The sequence below is a fragment of the Desulforamulus reducens MI-1 genome (genome assembly GCF_000016165.1).
Lineage (GTDB): Bacteria > Bacillota > Desulfotomaculia > Desulfotomaculales > Desulfotomaculaceae > Desulfotomaculum > Desulfotomaculum reducens.
In genome coordinates this window covers 269166-287886 of record NC_009253.1, presented here as the reverse complement: position 1 = coordinate 287886, position 18721 = coordinate 269166, and the positions used below count along the sequence as shown (strand labels likewise).

Genomic DNA, 18721 nt, shown 5'->3' with positions numbered 1-18721 from the left:
CTGGCATAATGCCAGGGACGAGAGGTTAAACCTTCCGCGGTACCACCCTGTTTGCTCTTACGAGCCACTCATGCATCAAAACAGTTTCCTCTGTAATGTGCCAATTCATAACGGGTTTCTATCCCGGCCCCAATTACTCGTAAATCTTTCACGGGGGCAGCTCCTGGGTGAGCACAGTCTACCCTTTGGCACCGGTTTCCACCTAACCCGGCTCTCTGTGGCCTGTTTTAGACTGTTGTCCCGATCACAGCTGTTAATATAAATTATTAATCAGTATAATTTCTTAGTTAACAACTGTCAAGGAATAACTTGTTAAGATCGGGTTAAATTTTTCAAGGTGTCCGTAAAACTAAAAACCCCTCGTTCCTGGCATAATGCCAGGGACGAGAGGTTAAACCTTCCGCGGTACCACCCTGATTGCTCAATAGAGCCACTTTGCACTTACAGATTCTGTATTGTGCTGATTTGGTAACGGGTTTCCTAACCCGGCCCCACCTACTTACCAAAGGTTTTCGAAGAGGCAACTCCAGGGTGATAAGTTAATCTGTCATTGGTACCGGCTTTCACCTTACCCGGCTCTCTGCAACCCTGTTTCAGATTCACAATCCCTATCAAAGTTGTTTTCATATGGAATACACTTATAGTATATTTTTTTACTGCTCTGCTGTCAAGGATTAAAATTGTTGGAAATTTTTACATCATTGCTCTGCCATGGCTCTTAGAAAGGCCTGTACCAATTGGGGGTCAAAGTGCTTGCCAGCACACCGTTCTATTTCCTCCAGAGCCTCTTTGGCATCTTTTCCCTTTCGATAGGGACGGTCACTGGTAATGGCATCATAGGCATCGGCAATGGCAATGATTCTGGCCACCAGGGGGATTTCTTTGCCCCGTAGCCCGCTGGGATACCCTGTCCCATCATACTTTTCTTGATGATACATGACCCCGTCATAAATTTGCTGCATCATGGATTTGGGCTCAATTTGTTGGATAATCTGGGCTCCGATTACAGGGTGACTCTTCATAATTTGCCATCTTTGCTCATCCAAAGGGCCTGGTTCCAATAATACATTGTCCCTTATGCCAATTTTTCCCACATCATGTAGTAAAGCTGCCCGTTGTAGGACTACTTGCTGTTTATGACTCATTTGTATTTCTCTGGCAATTAAAAGGGCCAACTTACTGACACGCTCGGAATGTCCCTGGGTATAGGGATCTCTGGCATCCAGAGCAGAGGAAAGGGCCCTGATCAGACTAAGCATTAACTTCTCCTGGTTGGCAATAAGGAAGCTGTTGTCAATAATCACCGCTGCCTGGCTGGCAAAGGTATTACATAATCGCAGGTCCCTTGGTCCAAAGACCCCTCCGTCCTGCTTATTCATCAGTTGCAGACACCCCAGGATTCTACCTTTGTTGATCAGAGGAAGAAAAACCATACTTTTAACAGCCATGTTCATGGCAAAGCTGGCATTTTCCAGCAGTATATTTCCACCGGTTTTTTCCTTCGTGATGATGGATTTGCCACCCACAGTAAGGCTCTCCACATAGCCTTTAAATTGTTTGTGCAACAGGTTGACGGATGCAAAATCAAGCCCATAGGCAGCCACTGGAACCAAGTCCTTTTCTTCTCCCGGTCTTAGCCATAATATTCCGGTCTCTGCCTTCACCAAAAATACAGCCTGTTCCATTAAAATTTCTAGGATTTCCTCTCCCCGAAGATCCGAACTAAGGAGTGCGCTTACCTCAATTAGAATTTCTACTTCCTCGGCCGTAAAAACGTTCCTTTGTTCCATTGTACTCCCAGCCACAGTATTTTCTCCCTAAAAGGTTTTATTATAAAGTATTATTCAGTTGGTACGATATTCCTGCCAATTTTTTAACTAAAAAGGTCATAATAAAAATCCCCGGCAAAGCCGGGGTAATTGGAACAATTTATTCTCCTAGCTGTTTTAACCGTTCCTTGGTTCTGGTAATGGCCTGTTGAACGGCCTCCGGTGCCGGCCCTCCTCTAACCTTGCGGGCTGCAACACAATATTCAACACCGATGGCGGCATAGATATCATCTTCGAAAACCGGAGAAAGCTCCTTGTATTCCTCTAGGGTCAGTTCTTCTAGGGCTTTATTTTGTTGCAGACAGTAAAATACTGCCTTGCCCACAACTTCATGGGCTTCCCGGAAGGGCACACCTTTTTTGGCCAGGTAGTCAGCCACATCGGTGGCGTTGGTAAAGCCTCCCCGGGCCGCTTTGGCCATGTTCTCCTGCCGTACGGTCATGGTGGCCAGCATGGGTCGAAAGACCATTAGACAGCCTTTGACGGTATCCATGGCATCGAAAAGGGCTTCTTTATCTTCCTGCATATCTTTGTTATAGGCCATGGGCAAACCCTTGAGCATGGTTAATAACCCCATCAGGTCCCCATAAACCCGACCGGTTTTACCACGAATGAGTTCGGCCACATCTGGATTTTTCTTCTGAGGCATGATGCTGGAACCAGTGCTGTAGGCGTCATCCAGGTCGATAAAGGCAAATTCACCAGTGGCCCAGAGAATAATTTCTTCACAAAAACGACTAAGATGCATCATGATCAGGGAAGCAGCGGCGCAGAACTCCACTGCAAAATCCCTATCACTTACCGCATCCAAGCTGTTGTCACTTACTGCCGCAAAACCCAGAAGTTCTGCTGTATACTCCCGATCCAAAGGAAAGGTTGTACCGGCCAGGGCACCGGAACCCAGGGGCATCACATCAGTCCGTTTATAACAATCCGTCAGCCTTCCCATATCCCTCATAAACATCTGGCTGTAAGCCATCAGATGGTGGGCAAAGGTAATGGGCTGGGCTCGCTGCATATGGGTATACCCGGGCATCACGGTATTGGTGTGCTGTTCGGCTAGGTTCAATAGGGTTTCCACCAGTTCCTTCAGAAGAGCCCGAATCTCGATAATTTCATCCTTTAGGTACATCCGTATATCCACAGCCACCTGGTCGTTGCGGCTGCGGGCTGTATGCAGTTTCTTCCCCACTGCTCCTATTTTGGCTGTGAGAAGTTGCTCCACATTCATGTGGATATCCTCGGCAGCCACATCAAATTCCACTTTACCTGCCTCAATTTCCTCCAGTATTTGCTTTAAGCCGGTGACGATTTGAGCAGCTTCCTCCAGTGAAATGATGCCTACCTTGCCCAGCATGGTGGCATGGGCAATACTACCCCGAATATCCTGTTTGTATAGTCTCTGATCAAAGGAAATGGAGGAGTGAAAGTCCTCCACTAAACTATCGGTGGTTTTCTGGAAACGACCGCCCCAAAGTTTCACGGTTCTACACATCCTCTGTATGTCTTCTTTTATTTTTCATTGTTTCTTGCCTAGATAACTTAACTTTAGAAGTGAGAAGTGAGAGGTTAGATGTAAGAATAAATTCTCACTTCCAACTTCTCACCTCACATTTCTCATCTGAGTCCGGCCTTTTTCTCCATCATGGCCCGTACCTTTAAGGGAAGGCCAAAAAGATTAATAAAACCTGCCGCATCGGCCTGGTTGTAGACTTCATCCCGGCCAAAGGTGGATAGTTCTTCATCGTATAGGGAATAGGGAGAAGTTACTCCGGCAGGCATCATGTTGCCTTTATACAGTTTCAACTTAACGGTACCGGTGACGGTGCGCTGGGTATTGTCCACAAAGGCATCCAAAGCTTCCCGCAGGGGTGCAAACCAAACACCGTCATAAACCAATTCGGCATAACGCAGGGCAATCTGTTCTTTATAGTGCAGGGTGGCCCGGTCCAAAGTCAACAGTTCCAGTTCCCGGTGTGCATATACCAGGATGGCGCCACCGGGGGTTTCGTAAACGCCCCGGGATTTCATACCCACCAGGCGGTTTTCCACCATGTCCACGATGCCGATGCCGTTTTCTCCACCAATCACATTCAGTTTTTCCAGCAGGCCGATGCTGTCCATTAGCTCACCGTTTATAGAAACAGGAATCCCCTTCTCAAAGCCGATTTCCACATAGGTGGGCTGGTCCGGGGCCTTTTCCGGGGGAACCGTCAGCATCAGCATATCGTAGGACGCCGCATTGGCCGGGCTTTCCAATTCGCCACCCTCATGGCTAATGTGCCAGATGTTGCGATCCCTACTATAAATACTTTTCTTGGTTACAGGCACTGGAATACCCCTGGCTTCAGCGTAATCAATGGCATCTTCCCGGGAACGAATATCCCATTCCCGCCAAGGAGCAATGACTTTCAGGTGAGGGGCCAGGGCCTTGACACCCAGTTCGAAACGGACTTGGTCATTGCCCTTGCCGGTGGCACCGTGGGCCACAGCCACTGCGCCTTCTTTTTCTGCAATTTCAACTAGCTTTTTTGCAATTAATGGCCGGGCAAAGGAGGTTCCCAGCAGGTATTTCCCTTCGTAAATGGCCCCGGCCTTTAGGGTGGGCCAGATATAATCTTCGACGAATTCCTTACGCAGGTCTTCAATATATATTTTGCTGGCACCACTCTGAAGGGCTTTTTCCTCCAAGGGAGCCAGTTCTTCTCCCTGTCCCAGATCGGCAGTAACGGCTATCACTTCGTAACCGTAGTTTTCCTTCAGCCAAGCAATAATAACAGAGGTATCTAGACCTCCGGAATAAGCAAGTACAACCTTTGGCATTGCAAAAGACTCCTTTCGATATAAGCTTTTGCCTATTGTTTTCGACAAATTATTTTATATTCCTACTGGTGCATAAATATTTATTACCATTGAAATGTATACTTATTTACCACCATATCTTAACACTAATAAAAATATACCGGGCCATGGGCCGTGTGCCTTGGGCCATGAGCAAAAGACCCCTAAACAAAACATGCACCAAAAGGCCCATGGCTCATGGCCCAAGGCCGAGCCATAAGAAATGTCCGGCTTTAGCTCTGTATCAATAGGGCCATGACAGCTTTTTGAGCATGCAGACGGTTTTCTGCTTCATCCCATACCACCGAATGGGGGCCGTCAATAATTTCGGCCGTCACTTCTTCACCCCGATGGGCTGGCAAACAATGCAGGAAAATAAAGTCCGGCTTAGCATGGGCACATAAATCGCTGTTTACTTGATAACCTGCAAAGGCCCTTTCCCGTTCCCTTTGCTCGGCTTCCTGCCCCATGCTGGCCCAGACGTCGGTTATTACCACATCGGCAGCCTGCATGGCCACCACCGGATCGCTAACCACTTCAACTTTTGCACCGGTGGTACGAGCATCCTCTTTGGCTTGACTTACAATCTGGGCATCGGGTTGGTAACCCTCCGGCGAAGCCACACAGATGTCCATACCAACCTTGGCACAGCCGTACAACAGTGAGTGGGCAATATTATTACCGTCCCCCACGTAGGCCAGTTTTAAACCCGCCAGTTGTCCTTTATGTTCTTGAATGGTTAAAAAATCAGCTAAAATTTGGCAGGGATGAGTTCGATCAGTGAGTCCGTTAATGACAGGTATATCTGCATACTCAGCCAGTTCCTCCACTTCTTCCTGGGCAAAGGTACGGATCATAATGCCATCTAGCATGCGGGACAACACCCGGGCGGTGTCGGCAACGGATTCCCCACGCCCCATTTGGATATCCTTGGGGCTGAGGAACAGTGCATAGCCGCCCAACTGATACATGCCCACTTCAAAGCTAACCCTGGTGCGGGTAGAACTTTTTTGAAAGATCATACCCAAGGTTTTTCCCTGCAGGTAAGGATGGGGGATACCCGCCTTTTGCATTGCTTTAATCCGTTGGGCTTCCTGTAGAATTAACTTTACCTCGTCAACGGTATAATCATGCAGGGTCAAAAGGTCCCTGCCCTTTAAACAATCATTTATTTTCTCCATCTTCATAACCTCCTTAGAAAAACTTAGCTTCCACCCATACCTAAAGCCTTTTACCTTTTAGGTATGGCGGAGGCTTAGTTTACCCGTATGCATATTAGCCTGCATTTTGTACCGGCTCTTTATCATTGAGAAACTTTGTAAATTGATTTAAGGATACCGGCAACACTGGTTCCCCCTGCAACAGATCAGTTAGTACGACGGCCATGGCTCGGGCCGTATCCAGGGAAGTTAAGCAGGGTACTTTATACTCAGACGCTAACCGGCGCAGGCGAAAGCCGGGTCTGCCAGATACTTTTCCTTTGGTGGGTGTGTTGACCACCATTTGTACTTTGCCTGAACGCACCAGAGAGAGGGGATCTTCGGTATTTAGCACCGGGAGTCCCGCAGAGCTTAAGGTAGCAGCAGTATGGGTAGTGGCATAAAGTTTAAAGCCCAAGCTGGCATACTGCCTGGCCACAGCCACGGCCTCTAATTTATCCCGTTCTGCCACAGAAAATAAAACTGTACCGCTTTTCGCTACCTTTAGCCCCGCCGCTGTCATGGCCTTGTAGAAGGCATGGGAGAAGTTTTGATCAACCCCCATCACCTCGCCAGTGGATTTCATTTCCGGTCCTAAGGAAGTTTCCACCAAACTTAGTTTTTCAAAGGAGAAAACCGGGGCCTTGACGGTTATATAATTAGAAACAGGCCCCAGACCACAACCATAGCCCATATCTGACAAGCTGTTGCCTAGCATACAGCGGGTGGCCGCTTGCACCATCGGAACACCGGTGACTTTGGAAAGGACCGGCACGGTGCGGGATGCCCGGGGATTTACTTCCAGTACAAAGACACCCTCTTCCCCCACAACGTACTGAATATTCATCAAACCACAAATTTTTAATCCTTTTCCTATACGCAGGGTGTAATCCACCACCTGTTCCATTTCCTGCTGATTTAAGCTCTGGGGTGGATAAACCGCAATGCTGTCCCCAGAGTGAACACCTGCCCGCTCAATATGTTCCATGATGCCAGGAATAAAAATATTCTCCCCATCACCAATGGCATCCACCTCGACCTCTTTTCCCCGGACATACTTATCCACCAGTACCGGGTGCTTGGGAGAAACCTGCACGGCAGTGGACATATATTTAAGAAGTTGATCCTCGTTATAGACAATCTCCATGGCCCGCCCGCCCAGCACATAGGAGGGCCGTACCAGTACCGGAAAACCAAGTTCTGCGGCAATTTTCTGGGCTTCCTCAACATTGGTTGCTGTTTTCCCCTCGGTTTGAGGGATTCCTAGTCCCTTCAGTAGTTTTTCAAACTTTTCCCGATCCTCCGCCGCGTCGATGCCCTCAATGGGGGTTCCTAGGATCTTGACACCCATTTCGGCCAAGTCCCCGGCCAGATTAATGGCTGTCTGGCCACCGAACTGAACAATCACGCCCAGGGGTTTTTCCTTCTCGATGATATTCATTACATCCTCTATGGTTAAGGGCTCAAAATAAAGCTTATCTGCGGTGTCAAAATCCGTGGACACGGTTTCCGGGTTGTTATTAATGATAATAGCTTCTATCTTTTCTCTCTGCAAACCCCAAACGGAGTGAACCGAGCAATAATCAAACTCCACTCCCTGCCCGATACGGATGGGCCCGGAGCCTAGGACAATCACTTTTTTTCGACTGGAAACTTCCACCTCATCCTCCCAATCGTAGGTGGAATAGTAATAGGGCGTAGACGCCTCAAATTCCGCCGCACAGGTGTCCACCACTTTGTAGGTGGGGAGGATGTTGTATGCTTTTCTCAAATTCCGAATATCTTGCATGGTCTTGCCACAAAGCCGCCCGATTTGTGCATCTGAAAGTCCACAGGCCTTGGCCCTGCGCAATAAATCCTGTGCCGGCAGACTACCGACATTGCGAATTTGTTGTTCTAACACAACCAGATCCTTGATCTTTTCTAGGAACCAGTAGTCAATGCCGGTAAGCTGTTGAATTTCTTTCATGGTCCAGTAACGGCGAAAGGCTTCGGCAATCACAAAGAGTCGTTCATCATCCGGGCGGCTCAGCTTACTTTCAAGTTCCATCTCGGTCCAACTGGCACTGCCCTTCATTTGAATACTGTCCACACCAATCTCCAGGGAGCGGACTGCCTTCATCAGGGCTCCCTCAAAGCTTCGGTCAATGGCCATGACTTCCCCAGTGGCCTTCATCTGGGTACCCAGAATCCGGTCACCACTGGCAAACTTGTCAAAGGGCCAACGAGGAATTTTTACCACCACATAGTCTAGGGTGGGTTCAAAACAGGCCGTCGTTTTACCAGTTACCGGGTTATTTATTTCGTCTAAATTAAGTCCAATGGCTATTTTAGCTGCCAGCTTGGCAATGGGATAGCCCGTAGCCTTGGAAGCCAGGGCCGAGGAACGGCTAACCCTGGGATTTACTTCAATGACAATGTATTCCATACTATGAGGGTCCAGGGCAAACTGCACATTGCAACCTCCAGCCACCTTCAGGGCCCGGATAATCTTTAAAGAAGCAGTGCGGAGCATCTGGTATTCCCGGTCCGCCAGGGTTTGCGAAGGAGCCACCACAATGCTATCGCCGGTATGCACGCCCACCGGGTCGATGTTCTCCATATTGCAAATGGTAATACAGTTGTCAGCGTTATCCCGCATAACCTCGTATTCAATCTCTTTCCAACCGGCTACACTGCGTTCCAGCAACACCTGGTTAATCATACTCATTTTTAAGCCCCGGTGACAGGTGGCAGTTAATTCCTTCTCATCCTTAACGATGCCACCCCCGGTGCCACCCAGGGTGTAGGCCGGGCGAACGATCAAGGGATATCCAATCTTGTTGGCAAACTCAATGCATTCTTCTAGTGTACTGGCAATGGTGCTTTCTGGAATGGGTTCCCCAATCTCCAGCATGGTGGCCCTAAACAGTTCCCGGTCCTCAGCCCTTTTGATGGTTTCCAGGGTGGTCCCCAGTAGCGTAACACCATATTTATCTAAGATACCCTGCTCAGCCAGTTCCACAGCCATGTTCAAACCAGTTTGCCCCCCCAGGGTTGGCAATAAACCATCCGGTTTTTCTTTGGCAATAATTTTTTCAATGCTTTGCCAGGTTAAGGGCTCCACATAGACCACATCAGCAATATCAGCGTCAGTCATAATGGTGGCAGGGTTGGAGTTAACCAATACCACCCTGATGCCCTCTTCCCGGAGAGCCTTGCAAGCCTGGGTTCCGGCATAGTCAAATTCTGCGGCCTGACCGATGATAATCGGTCCGGACCCTATGACCAGTACGGTCTTGATCTCTTTCCGTTTGGGCATCATAACCCTCCTTATACAACCAGCATGGCCCTTTTCAGTATCTGCACGGCCTGGTCTATTTCATCCTTCGTAATGATGAGGGGCGGCAAAAATCGCAAAACATTTCCGTTGGTGCAATTGATTAATAATCCTTGCTCCAGGCAGTGGGCCACAATATCTTTCCCTTCAATACCAAGTTCTAGTCCGATCATTAAGCCTAAGCCCCGCACTTCCTTGACAAGGGGTACTTCCGCAGCCAGCTTGGTTAGTTCTGCCTTAAAATATTCTCCCATCTGCCAGGCATTTTCCAGCACACCCTTCTGAAGCAGGGTTTCCATAGTCGCCAGGGAGGCGGTGGCAGCCAGTGGATTACCCCCAAAGGTGCTGGCATGGTCGCCGGGCTGAAAGGCCTGTGCCACCTGTTCTTTGGCCAACATGGCTCCGATGGGGAAACCGCCTCCCAGGGCCTTGGCCAGTGTAATAATATCCGGCTCTACTCCGTAATGCTGGTATCCTAAGAATTTCCCAGTACGCCCCAGGCCACATTGGACTTCATCAAAGATTAAAAGCAGCCCTTTTTCCTCGCAGAGTTGTTTTACCCCTTCTAGGTAAGCCTGGGCCGCCGGAATGACGCCACCTTCCCCTTGCACCGGCTCCAGCATTACAGCACAGGTATGGGGACCAATGGTGTTTTTCAATGCCTCTAAATCATTAAAGGGAACGTAGGCAAAGCCCTGGGGCAAGGGATCTAAGCCCCTTTGATATTTGGTCTGGCCTGTGGCTGTAACAGTGGCCAGTGTACGTCCATGGAAGGAATTGGTGGCAGTTATGATCTCATATTTGTCCGGACCAAGGTGTTGCTTGGCATACTTCCTGGCTAATTTAATGGCCCCTTCGTTGGCCTCGGCACCACTGTTGCAAAAAAACGCCTTATCAGCACAGGAATTTTCCACCAGCAGTTTGGCTAACTTTACCTGAGGTTCGATCCAATAGATGTTGGAGCAGTGCAAAAGGGTTTTGACCTGCTTACAAACAGCCTCGGCCACCTCTGGGTGGGCATGCCCCAAGCAATTAACTGCAATTCCACTGACAAAATCTAAATATTGACGGCCGTCTGCATCCCAGACCCAGGCCCCTTGGCCCTTTACCAGGGCCATTGGCAAACGCCCGTAGGTATTCATCACGTATTGCTGGCCCATTGCCAGTATCTCTTGATTGTTCATCTTAACACCCCTTTTAATCCGAAACCACCATTGTTCCGATACCTTTGTCGGTAAAAACCTCCAGCAAGATGGAATGGGGCACCCGACCATCCAGAATGTGTGTGGTAGCAACACCTGTCTGAATGGCTTGCATACAGCACTCTACCTTTGGTATCATGCCACCCTGGATAACACCTCTCTCAATTAACCTTGGAATATCCTCCATCTTAACGGTGGAGATCAAAGTTCCTTTGTCCTGACGATCTTCCAAAATCCCCTCCACATCCGTTAAAATGATTAATTTATCAGCCTTTAGTGCTGTGGCAATGGCAGAAGCCACAGTGTCTGCATTAATGTTGTAGGTTTCTCCCTCGGTGCTAATACCCACAGGGGACACCACCGGAATATAACCTTCCTGGATCACGGTCTGCAGCAGTTGGGGATTAACCCCTGTCACTTCACCCACAAAACCAATATCCTGGCAATCATTGCTGTATTTTTTATTGGCCATGATCAAGTTGGCATCCTTGCCAGACAGTCCGACACTACGCCCACCTAGACCGTTGATCAGGGCAACAATCTCTTTGTTTAATTTGCCCAAGACCATCTCCACCACTTCCATAGTAGGGGCATCGGTTACCCTCAGGCCACTGACAAACTGTGATTCGATACCCAGCCGATGCAGCATGCCGGTAATTTCCGGCCCACCGCCGTGTACCACCACAGGATTAATACCAACAAACTTCATGAGAACCAGATCAGTCATCACAGCTTTTTTTAAATCTGCGTTAAGCATGGCATGACCACCGTATTTGATGACAATGGTTTTACCAGAAAACTTTTTTATATAGGGTAAGGCCTCCACCAGGATGCCTGCCTTCTCTAACGGACTTATCATGGCAATATCTCCTTTGATATTCTTCATTTAGTTGGCTCTTCGCTTAGCCAATGGCTAAATAAGAAGGACTAAGTCCGATAACTGCCGTTTATCCTTACGTAGTCGTAGGTTAAATCACAACCCCAGGCTGTGGCAGCATGGGTACCGGATTTTAGATCCACAAAAACCTTAACAGGGTCCTGTTCCAACATCTTTAGAGCCTGTTCTTCATCAAAGTGAACAGCTCCTCCATCCTTTGCAACTGCAACATCCCCGATTAAGATATCTGTTAGGGCTGGGTCAAAGTTGGCGCCGGAGTAGCCCAGAGCACACAGGATACGACCCCAATTGGCGTCCTTGCCAAAAACTGCCGCCTTAAACAAATTGGAACCTGCCACCGAACGGGACGCCAGCCTTGCATCCTGGACAGAGGGGGCACCGATCACCTGAACTTCAATTAAGCGGGTGGCACCTTCCCCATCCCGGGCAATGCTTTTGGCCAGAGCTCTACATACTTCTGACAATCCTTTGCAGAAAGTCTGGTAATCCTCTGAGTCCATCTGAATTGCCGGGTTATCGGCCAGTCCGTTGGCCAGTACCACCACCATATCATTGGTACTGGTATCTCCGTCTACTGTAATCATATTAAAGGAATCATCCACAGACCCTTTGAGGGCCCCCTGCAGCACATCACTGGCAATGACAGCATCTGTGGTAATAAAGCATAGCATGGTAGCCATGTTCGGGTGAATCATCCCTGAACCCTTGGCCATACCACCGATGGTAACCACCTTTTCTCCTATCTGTACCTGGACAGCATATTCCTTAGGTACTAGATCGGTGGTCATAATAGCCTGACAGGCTAGGTCATGTCCTTCTTTACTGAGTGAAGATGCTGCTCCGGGCACCGCCTTAACAATCTTTTCTACTGGCAGTGGTACCCCAATCACCCCGGTGGATGCCACCATGACATATTCTTCAGGTATGTCCAGGGCCACCGCCGCAGACCGGGCCATTTCCATGGCCGCCGGCATTCCCTGCTCCCCGGTGCAGGCATTGGCATTGCCTGCATTAATAATGACTGCCTGCCCAATACCACCGGACACTCTCTGCTTGGTTAATTCCAGTGGAGCAGCCTTTACCCGGTTGGTTGTATAGACACCAGCCACACTGGCTGGCACTTCTGAATAGATCAAAGCCAGATCCAGTAGGTCGTTTTTTTTCAGTCCCGCAGCCACAGCCCCGGCTAAAAAACCCTTGGCCGAGGTCACGCCGCCTTTGATTATGTTAATTGCTTTCTCTTTCATACGCTTTCCTCCTATGGATATATCCCTGCAAAATCCAGGGCGGTGTCTTCTGGTAAACCAAGCATTACATTCAGATTCTGCACAGCTTGACCTGCCGCTCCTTTTATAAGGTTATCGATGGCAGACAAGACAATAACCCTTTTTGTCCGGACATCCACTGTAACCGAAATATCACAGTGATTGGATCCCGCGACCCCTTTGGTTGTCGGATACATGCCTGCCGGGAGCACCCGTACAAACCGTTCTCCCTGATAGAACTGCCGGTATATTGCCGTAAGTTCTTCTGTTGTTACGTTGTTGATTAAACTTGCATAGATGGTACTAAGTATGCCCCGAATCATCGGTGTCAGGTGGGGCGTAAAACTAACGGTAACAGGGTTACCAGCTAACAGGGCCAGTTCCTGTTCAATTTCTGGTGTATGACGATGGGTGGCCACTCCATAAGCTTGAAAGTTATTGGTGGTTTCCGAAAAATGTGTTTTTAAACTTAAACCACGACCCGCCCCGGACACACCGGATTTTGCATCAATGATTAAGGTTTTTGTGTCAACCATTTCATTGGTGAGCAAGGGTGCTAAACCTAAGATAACACTGGTAGGATAACAACCCGGGTTTGCCACAATGACACTTTGTTTAATTATTTCCCGGTATAGCTCCGGCAGCCCGTAAACAGCATTATTTAATAAAAGTTGTGCGGTATGTTCTGTTTTGTACCAGGCTTGATAGATATTCACGTCCTTGAGGCGAAAATCTGCTCCCAGGTCGATTAACCGCTTGCTTTTTTTCATAACCTCCTGGGCAATGGGCATGGCATGCCCGTGGGGTAACGCAGTAAAAATTACATCACAGTTGGCAACCAACTTAGGAATATTCAGCTCTTCCAGCGTGTTATCCACAATGCCATATAAATGGGGAAACACCTCCCACATGGGTTTCCCTGCATAGGTTTGGGAAGTAAGCATGGTTAACTCAACCTTTGGATGGCGGGATAGTAACCGTACCAGTTCCGCACCGGCATAACCCGTAGCACCCACCACTCCGACTTTGATCATATCTGGCACCTCCAATTTTTAGGTGAATTATATTTATTTAATCTATATATTTATAGGTTATTTATACAGCTATGTTTATAATTATACATTCGGTTGCATAAAAAACAATACCTTTGTTCATTATTTTTTGGATTACTTAAATTAGTGAGGCCCGTCCTGTTTATAAAAAATTCTTGTTTATAGAAAATATCGCTGCTTCTCGGCTATCCTTAAGGGTCATATTTATGTAGGTACTGCCAATCCCTTGGACGGTCTTGAGGTATGGCTAAAACCTTGAAAGCTATTCCCCCTGTTATTAAAGGTAAGGGCCACCATTTGGTGACCCTTACCTTTAAGTTACTTAAACATTACCCAGATGCACGTTTTTTAATTTCCTTTTGGCTATCTCATAGGCCCGTTGCATGGTTTCCAGGGGCGTTGGCGGCTGGTCAAACTGATAGTTGGGAAAATACCTAGAAAAGTGTAGCGGGATCTCTGGGTTGAGGCTGGCCACCCAATCCACCAATTCCGAGATCTCATCTGGCGTATCATTTAATTCCGGTACCAAGAGGGTGGTTAATTCCACGTGGCATTCTTGATGGGCAATTTCCACCGTTCGCTTAACGGGTTCCAAATGGCCCACACAGCTTTCACGATAGTAACGGTCAGTAAAACCCTTAACATCGATGTTCATAGCATCAATAAAGGGGAGCAGTTTTTTTAGGGGCTCTTCCCTGACATAACCGTTAGTCACCATGACATTTTTCAGGCCCGCTTCTCTGGCCAGACGGGAGGTATCATAAACATATTCATACCACATGAAGGGTTCTGAATAGGTATAGGCAATCCCTGTGCAGGGGAAACCCTTTTTCCTTTGCTCTAGGGCCAGTTCCACAGCCTCCCTGGGTTTTAAATTTAGGGTATGGGGATCTCCATGGGCAATCTGCCAATTTTGACAAAAACCACAGCGCAGGTTGCAGCCCACCGTACCCAGGGAAAGAATCAGAGTCCCTGGGTAAAAGTGATAAAGCGGTTTCTTCTCCATGGGGTCCATGGCATAGGAGGATACTTTGCCGTAGTTTAAGGTATATAAAACACCCTTTTGATTTTCCCTTACCCGGCAAAACCCCTTGTGTCCTTCCCGGATGCTGCAGCCCTTTGGACAAAGTTCACAAAAAAGTAATCCATTTTCCTTTTGGTGATAAAACATGGCTTCCTGCATATGATAAACACTCCCAGCACTTAAATCTGGATCTATCTTTTATCTGTATCGAATGACCTCAAACCGCTCCAATTGCACTTCTTCGTCCGGGCCAATGCCTGCCTTTTGTTTGGCAATATCCACCTGTTGTTGGGGAGTATCTACTCCCTCTAAGTCAGGTAAGAGCAACCCGCTTCTGGACCCTCTACGAACAATAACGCCGTATCTTTTAACATCCAGTTGATCAAGTCCACTGATGGGTTCTGGGGACATTAATACATCCACCGAAATAGTTAACTCATCCAATTCATCTAAGCGAATGGGGTAAAACCGGGGATCTTGCGTCCCTGCACTAACTGCATTATAGGCTACTTCTTGAATGATATTGGCTCGGGTAGGGGCTGTTGTACCAATGCAGCCCCTTAGATTGCCACCCTTTTTAAAGGATACAAAGGTTCCCGCCGCCCCGGAATATTCCTTTGGTATATCATAACTGGCAAGGTCCTTCCATTGACCTTGCAGGTAGCTTTCTAGACTCTGCCTGGCCACCTGCACTAAGTAGCTTTCCCGCGCCCGCTCCAAGGCCAGTTTTTTCTTACGTTCCTCCCGTAACTTTAATAATATTTCCCTTTTAGGGTCAGACCCCAGAGGTGTTAGTGTAGCTATCATATAACCCACGCCAAAGGGCCCTTCATAGGATAACACTTCACTTTTAACAGCCAGGCCATCCAGGGCCCCCAACATCATGGTAATGGGCCTTAGACCACATTCTCCGGCCCGCTCACAGAGGTCTTCTTCCAAGTTTATTAGACCAGGCACATCCATGGCCTTGATTAGGGATACAATGGCCTGGTCGAATTCTTTTCCTTTCTCATCATAACCTGCCGGTGCATCTGGCGTTAGCCGATGGGATAGATCACCGCTGGCAACCACCGCCACTTTGGTTTGTGTGGCCTCAGCGGCGTTTTTTACAGCAACACCAAAGGCATATAATTTTTCTGGTAAAAAAACTCCCATTGAGCAGGGGACCAAAGGCAGCTGGAGCCCCGCTTTAGCTAGGTAATAAAGGGGAACCATAAAACCATGATCTAACTCTAAATTAACCCCCAGCTTACTGGCCATTTTTTTATCAACTTCAACCACTGGCAAACCTAAATCTTCTGATTGCCACCCAATTTCACTGCCCAAGTCCTTATCATATTTATAGTGCAATGCCACCTGGGGTGCTCCAAAACGACTCATATCGCCTGTGGCTTCTAACAGCCCATTAATGGCTATGGCATCACCAAAAACTGTTGAATGGGGTGATATCATCACCAGTGTTTCTGCACCACTCTCTTTTATTCGGTATCCCAGTTCCAGCATGGCCTTGCGGGTGGCCATAATTTTATCCGACTCCGCCCCCCCCACTTCGGGCAAAGCAATGGGTGGATGCGGCATAATACCACAGAACACAATTGTCATAGAAATCCCTCCGAAACGAACTTAGGAAATATTATATGGTAATGATGCTTTTCCTGGCTATTCTTCTCTTCTGTATTTTTGCATGAACAAATAATTTTTATGTGAAATCGGTAAATCCCAATACAAAGGAGGATGCAAATATAGCAGGCAGTTCCATAAAATCACCTCGCCCTATTTTTTCGGGTAGAGAAAGCAAAATCCTGCTATCCCATCCTTTATAGAAGGAACAATTTTTACAATGTCGAACATAATGTAATAAAAAGGGGGGCTTAAAATGATTGATCGGGTTATGTCCGCCCTATTTAAAGCTACAGATAATATGCGGGTTACCCCCGGCAAGCAAGTGGATAAGGTTCAGCAAAAGCCCTTTACGCTGGATCAAAATATTGTTGCTGGGGCCAAAGAAACAACGAAGGTCCACCGTTCTTCAGAAACCAAAACTGCAGAACCCTCAGGGAACATCGATCGTCAGGATCAGTTATCCTATGTACCACTGCCCCTGCGTACCCCATTGGATGAAAACGCCCATTTTTACCTAAAGCTTAAAGACTTATCGGCAAAGACAGACTCCAATGGTCAAAATAAGCTGATTTTTCATATTAATACCGATACCTTGGGTCCCCTGTGGGTTACCCTTTCCACCCAACCGGGTTCATTATCTGTTCAATGCATCACTGAACGTAATAGCACTGCAGAAATATTCCGAGCCGCTTCCTTAGATTTGCAACGGGAATTGAACGAAACAGGCTACCAAAATGTGCTTGTATCCTGCCGTATCCAACCGGGTATAAGGGGTATCGCTGATATTGATCCGGACTTTGCTTCAGCAGATGTTTTTTCATTAGTGAATGTGCAGGTGTAAAAAATGAATAGAAAAAAAGAACGGGTGGCCGCTGCCCTGCGCTACCATCATGGCAAGGATCACGCACCCACCGTCGTTGCCGTAGGGAAGGGCGATCTAGCCACAGCCATAGAGAGGCTTGCTACAGAGCATAACATTCCCCTGTACCGGGATGAAACCTTGGCCCACACCCTAACTGAACTGGGTCTGGGAACCGAAATACCTCCAGAGCTCTATGAGGCTGTGGCAAAGATTTTGATTCATGTGGCTGTTCTGGATCAGAAAATAATAAAATAGATTTTCTACCTAAAGAAAACTTGGCGTAAATCTTAGTTGCCCTTATGCAAGTCGGAAAGTTTATACTTTCTTACTTGCTAAAAAAAGATAACCGATCCCTGTTGGGTCGGTTATCTTTTTTTACGCTGCCGGAGTAGCTAGGCTATCTAGCAGGTAAAGTCTGTACGGGACTTTGGAAAGCTATTTTTCTCAAAGCATTTAGAGCATAATCCACTTCTTCCGGTTTGTTAAAATAAGAAAAACTAAACCGCACCAGTTTTTCATCAAAGGTGCCCAGGGTATTGTGGGCATCCGGGGCACAGTGTAATCCTGCCCGGCAGGCAATATCATATTCCTTATCCAGACTGTCTCCTACCGGCCCAGCCTTATAGCCATCAATTCGAAAAGAAACCACAGGCACCCGGTTATTCAGGTCCTGTTGGCCGTATATATGCAGTCCCTCAATTCCTGCAGCTCCTTCCAGGAATTGTTTTGTTAGCCTCATTTCATGTTCCCTTATTTTAGCCATACCAACCCTACGCAAAAATTTTACACCGGCCCCTAGGCCAGCAATCCCCACTGCATTTAGGGTGCCGCTTTCATATTTCTCCGGCATCATATCTGGTTGGGTTGGTGTTTCAGAACCACTGCCAGTGCCACCTTCCCGCAGTGTTAGTAATGGTACCCCTTCTCGGATGTATAGCCCGCCAGTACCCTGGGGCCCCATCAAACTTTTGTGCCCTGGAAAGGTCAGGACACTGATATTCAATTTCTTAACATCAATATCCAGTAGCCCAGCCGTTTGGGCTGCATCCATCACAAAAAACAGGTTATACTTGGCAGCAATTCTGCCCACCTCTTCCACCGGCATAATAGTACCCGAAACATTGGAAGCATGGGTCAGTACTATGGCCCGGGTATTGGGACGAATGGCTTGTTCAACTTCGCCCAGATTGATATTTCCTTGCTGATCACATTTTACTTTGGTAACCTGAACGCCGTAGGCTTCCAATGTATATAGGGGTCTGGTTACAGAGTTATGTTCCATGGAACTGGTAACCACATGGTCACCTGGCCTTAGTAATCCTTTGATGGCAAGGTTTAAACTATCTGTGGCATTTAGAGTAAAGATAATTCTTTGGTAGTCATCAACGTTAAAGAGGTCGGCCAAAAGCTGCCTGGTCTCATCTACAATTTTATTTGCTTCAACGGTACGTTTATGTCCGGCTCGCCCGGGGCTTGCGCCAACTTTCCGGATAAAATGTTCCATAGCCTGCCAAACTTCCGGAGGCTTGGGCCAGGATGTGGCTGCAGAATCAAAATATACCATCGTATTGCCTCCTCGCAAGTTCAATGCCCTTTTAATGTTCCAT

Annotated in this window: 14 protein-coding genes and 2 other annotated features; of the genes, 2 read left to right on the top strand and 12 right to left on the bottom strand. The window is 47.7% G+C overall.

Annotated elements, in window-relative coordinates:
• Positions 1-10 precede the first annotated feature (10 nt).
• Positions 11-257: a binding site (T-box leader), on the bottom strand.
• Between the two features lie 119 nt (positions 258-376).
• Positions 377-624 (bottom strand) — a binding site (T-box leader).
• Between the two features lie 74 nt (positions 625-698).
• The 11 genes from DRED_RS01500 to amrA all read right to left on the bottom strand — a co-directional run bounded on the left by DRED_RS01500 (position 699) and on the right by amrA (position 16231).
• Entirely contained in the window at positions 699-1805 is a 1107-nt protein-coding gene (locus tag DRED_RS01500) for an HD domain-containing phosphohydrolase (protein ID WP_238442557.1), read from the bottom strand.
• A 124-nt stretch (positions 1806-1929) separates the two neighbouring features.
• Positions 1930-3312, bottom strand: coding sequence for an argininosuccinate lyase (gene argH, locus DRED_RS01495; RefSeq protein ID WP_011876665.1), 1383 nt, complete (start codon positions 3310-3312; stop codon positions 1930-1932).
• A gap of 134 nt (positions 3313-3446) precedes the next feature.
• On the bottom strand, positions 3447-4652 hold the full coding sequence (locus DRED_RS01490; RefSeq protein WP_011876664.1) for an argininosuccinate synthase: 1206 nt from the start codon (positions 4650-4652) through the stop codon (positions 3447-3449).
• A 251-nt stretch (positions 4653-4903) separates the two neighbouring features.
• Positions 4904-5851, bottom strand: a complete 948-nt coding sequence (argF, locus tag DRED_RS01485) for an ornithine carbamoyltransferase (protein ID WP_011876663.1) — start codon at positions 5849-5851, stop codon at positions 4904-4906.
• Between the two features lie 94 nt (positions 5852-5945).
• Entirely contained in the window at positions 5946-9170 is a 3225-nt protein-coding gene (gene carB, locus DRED_RS01480; RefSeq protein ID WP_011876662.1) for a carbamoyl-phosphate synthase large subunit, read from the bottom strand.
• An 11-nt stretch (positions 9171-9181) separates the two neighbouring features.
• Complete coding sequence (locus DRED_RS01475; protein ID WP_011876661.1) at positions 9182-10372, bottom strand: acetylornithine transaminase; 1191 nt, start codon at positions 10370-10372, stop codon at positions 9182-9184.
• 13 nt (positions 10373-10385) lie between these two features.
• Positions 10386-11249 (bottom strand): acetylglutamate kinase, encoded by an 864-nt coding sequence (gene argB, locus DRED_RS01470; protein WP_011876660.1) that lies wholly within the window; start codon positions 11247-11249, stop codon positions 10386-10388.
• 68 nt (positions 11250-11317) lie between these two features.
• Positions 11318-12535, bottom strand: coding sequence for a bifunctional glutamate N-acetyltransferase/amino-acid acetyltransferase ArgJ (gene argJ / locus DRED_RS01465; protein WP_011876659.1), 1218 nt, complete (start codon positions 12533-12535; stop codon positions 11318-11320).
• A gap of 11 nt (positions 12536-12546) precedes the next feature.
• Positions 12547-13587 (bottom strand): N-acetyl-gamma-glutamyl-phosphate reductase, encoded by a 1041-nt coding sequence (gene argC, locus DRED_RS01460; protein WP_011876658.1) that lies wholly within the window; start codon positions 13585-13587, stop codon positions 12547-12549.
• A gap of 340 nt (positions 13588-13927) precedes the next feature.
• Positions 13928-14788: an AmmeMemoRadiSam system radical SAM enzyme gene (amrS, locus tag DRED_RS01455; RefSeq protein ID WP_011876657.1), complete on the bottom strand. Its 861-nt coding sequence runs from the start codon at positions 14786-14788 to the stop codon at positions 13928-13930.
• A 39-nt stretch (positions 14789-14827) separates the two neighbouring features.
• Positions 14828-16231 (bottom strand): AmmeMemoRadiSam system protein A, encoded by a 1404-nt coding sequence (gene amrA / locus DRED_RS01450; protein WP_011876656.1) that lies wholly within the window; start codon positions 16229-16231, stop codon positions 14828-14830.
• Positions 16232-16505: 274 nt separating this feature from the next.
• Between amrA and fliK the strand changes: the two genes are divergently transcribed.
• Together fliK and DRED_RS18925 are read left to right on the top strand one after the other, a co-directional pair.
• A complete protein-coding gene (gene fliK / locus DRED_RS01445; protein ID WP_011876655.1) occupies positions 16506-17093 on the top strand; it encodes a flagellar hook-length control protein FliK in 588 nt (195 codons plus the stop codon).
• A gap of 3 nt (positions 17094-17096) precedes the next feature.
• Positions 17097-17369, top strand: coding sequence for an EscU/YscU/HrcU family type III secretion system export apparatus switch protein (locus DRED_RS18925; protein ID WP_011876654.1), 273 nt, complete (start codon positions 17097-17099; stop codon positions 17367-17369).
• A 142-nt stretch (positions 17370-17511) separates the two neighbouring features.
• Here DRED_RS18925 and DRED_RS01435 read toward each other — a convergent pair whose 3' ends face one another.
• Positions 17512-18678: an aminotransferase class V-fold PLP-dependent enzyme gene (locus tag DRED_RS01435; RefSeq protein ID WP_011876653.1), complete on the bottom strand. Its 1167-nt coding sequence runs from the start codon at positions 18676-18678 to the stop codon at positions 17512-17514.
• Positions 18679-18721: the final 43 nt, after the last annotated feature.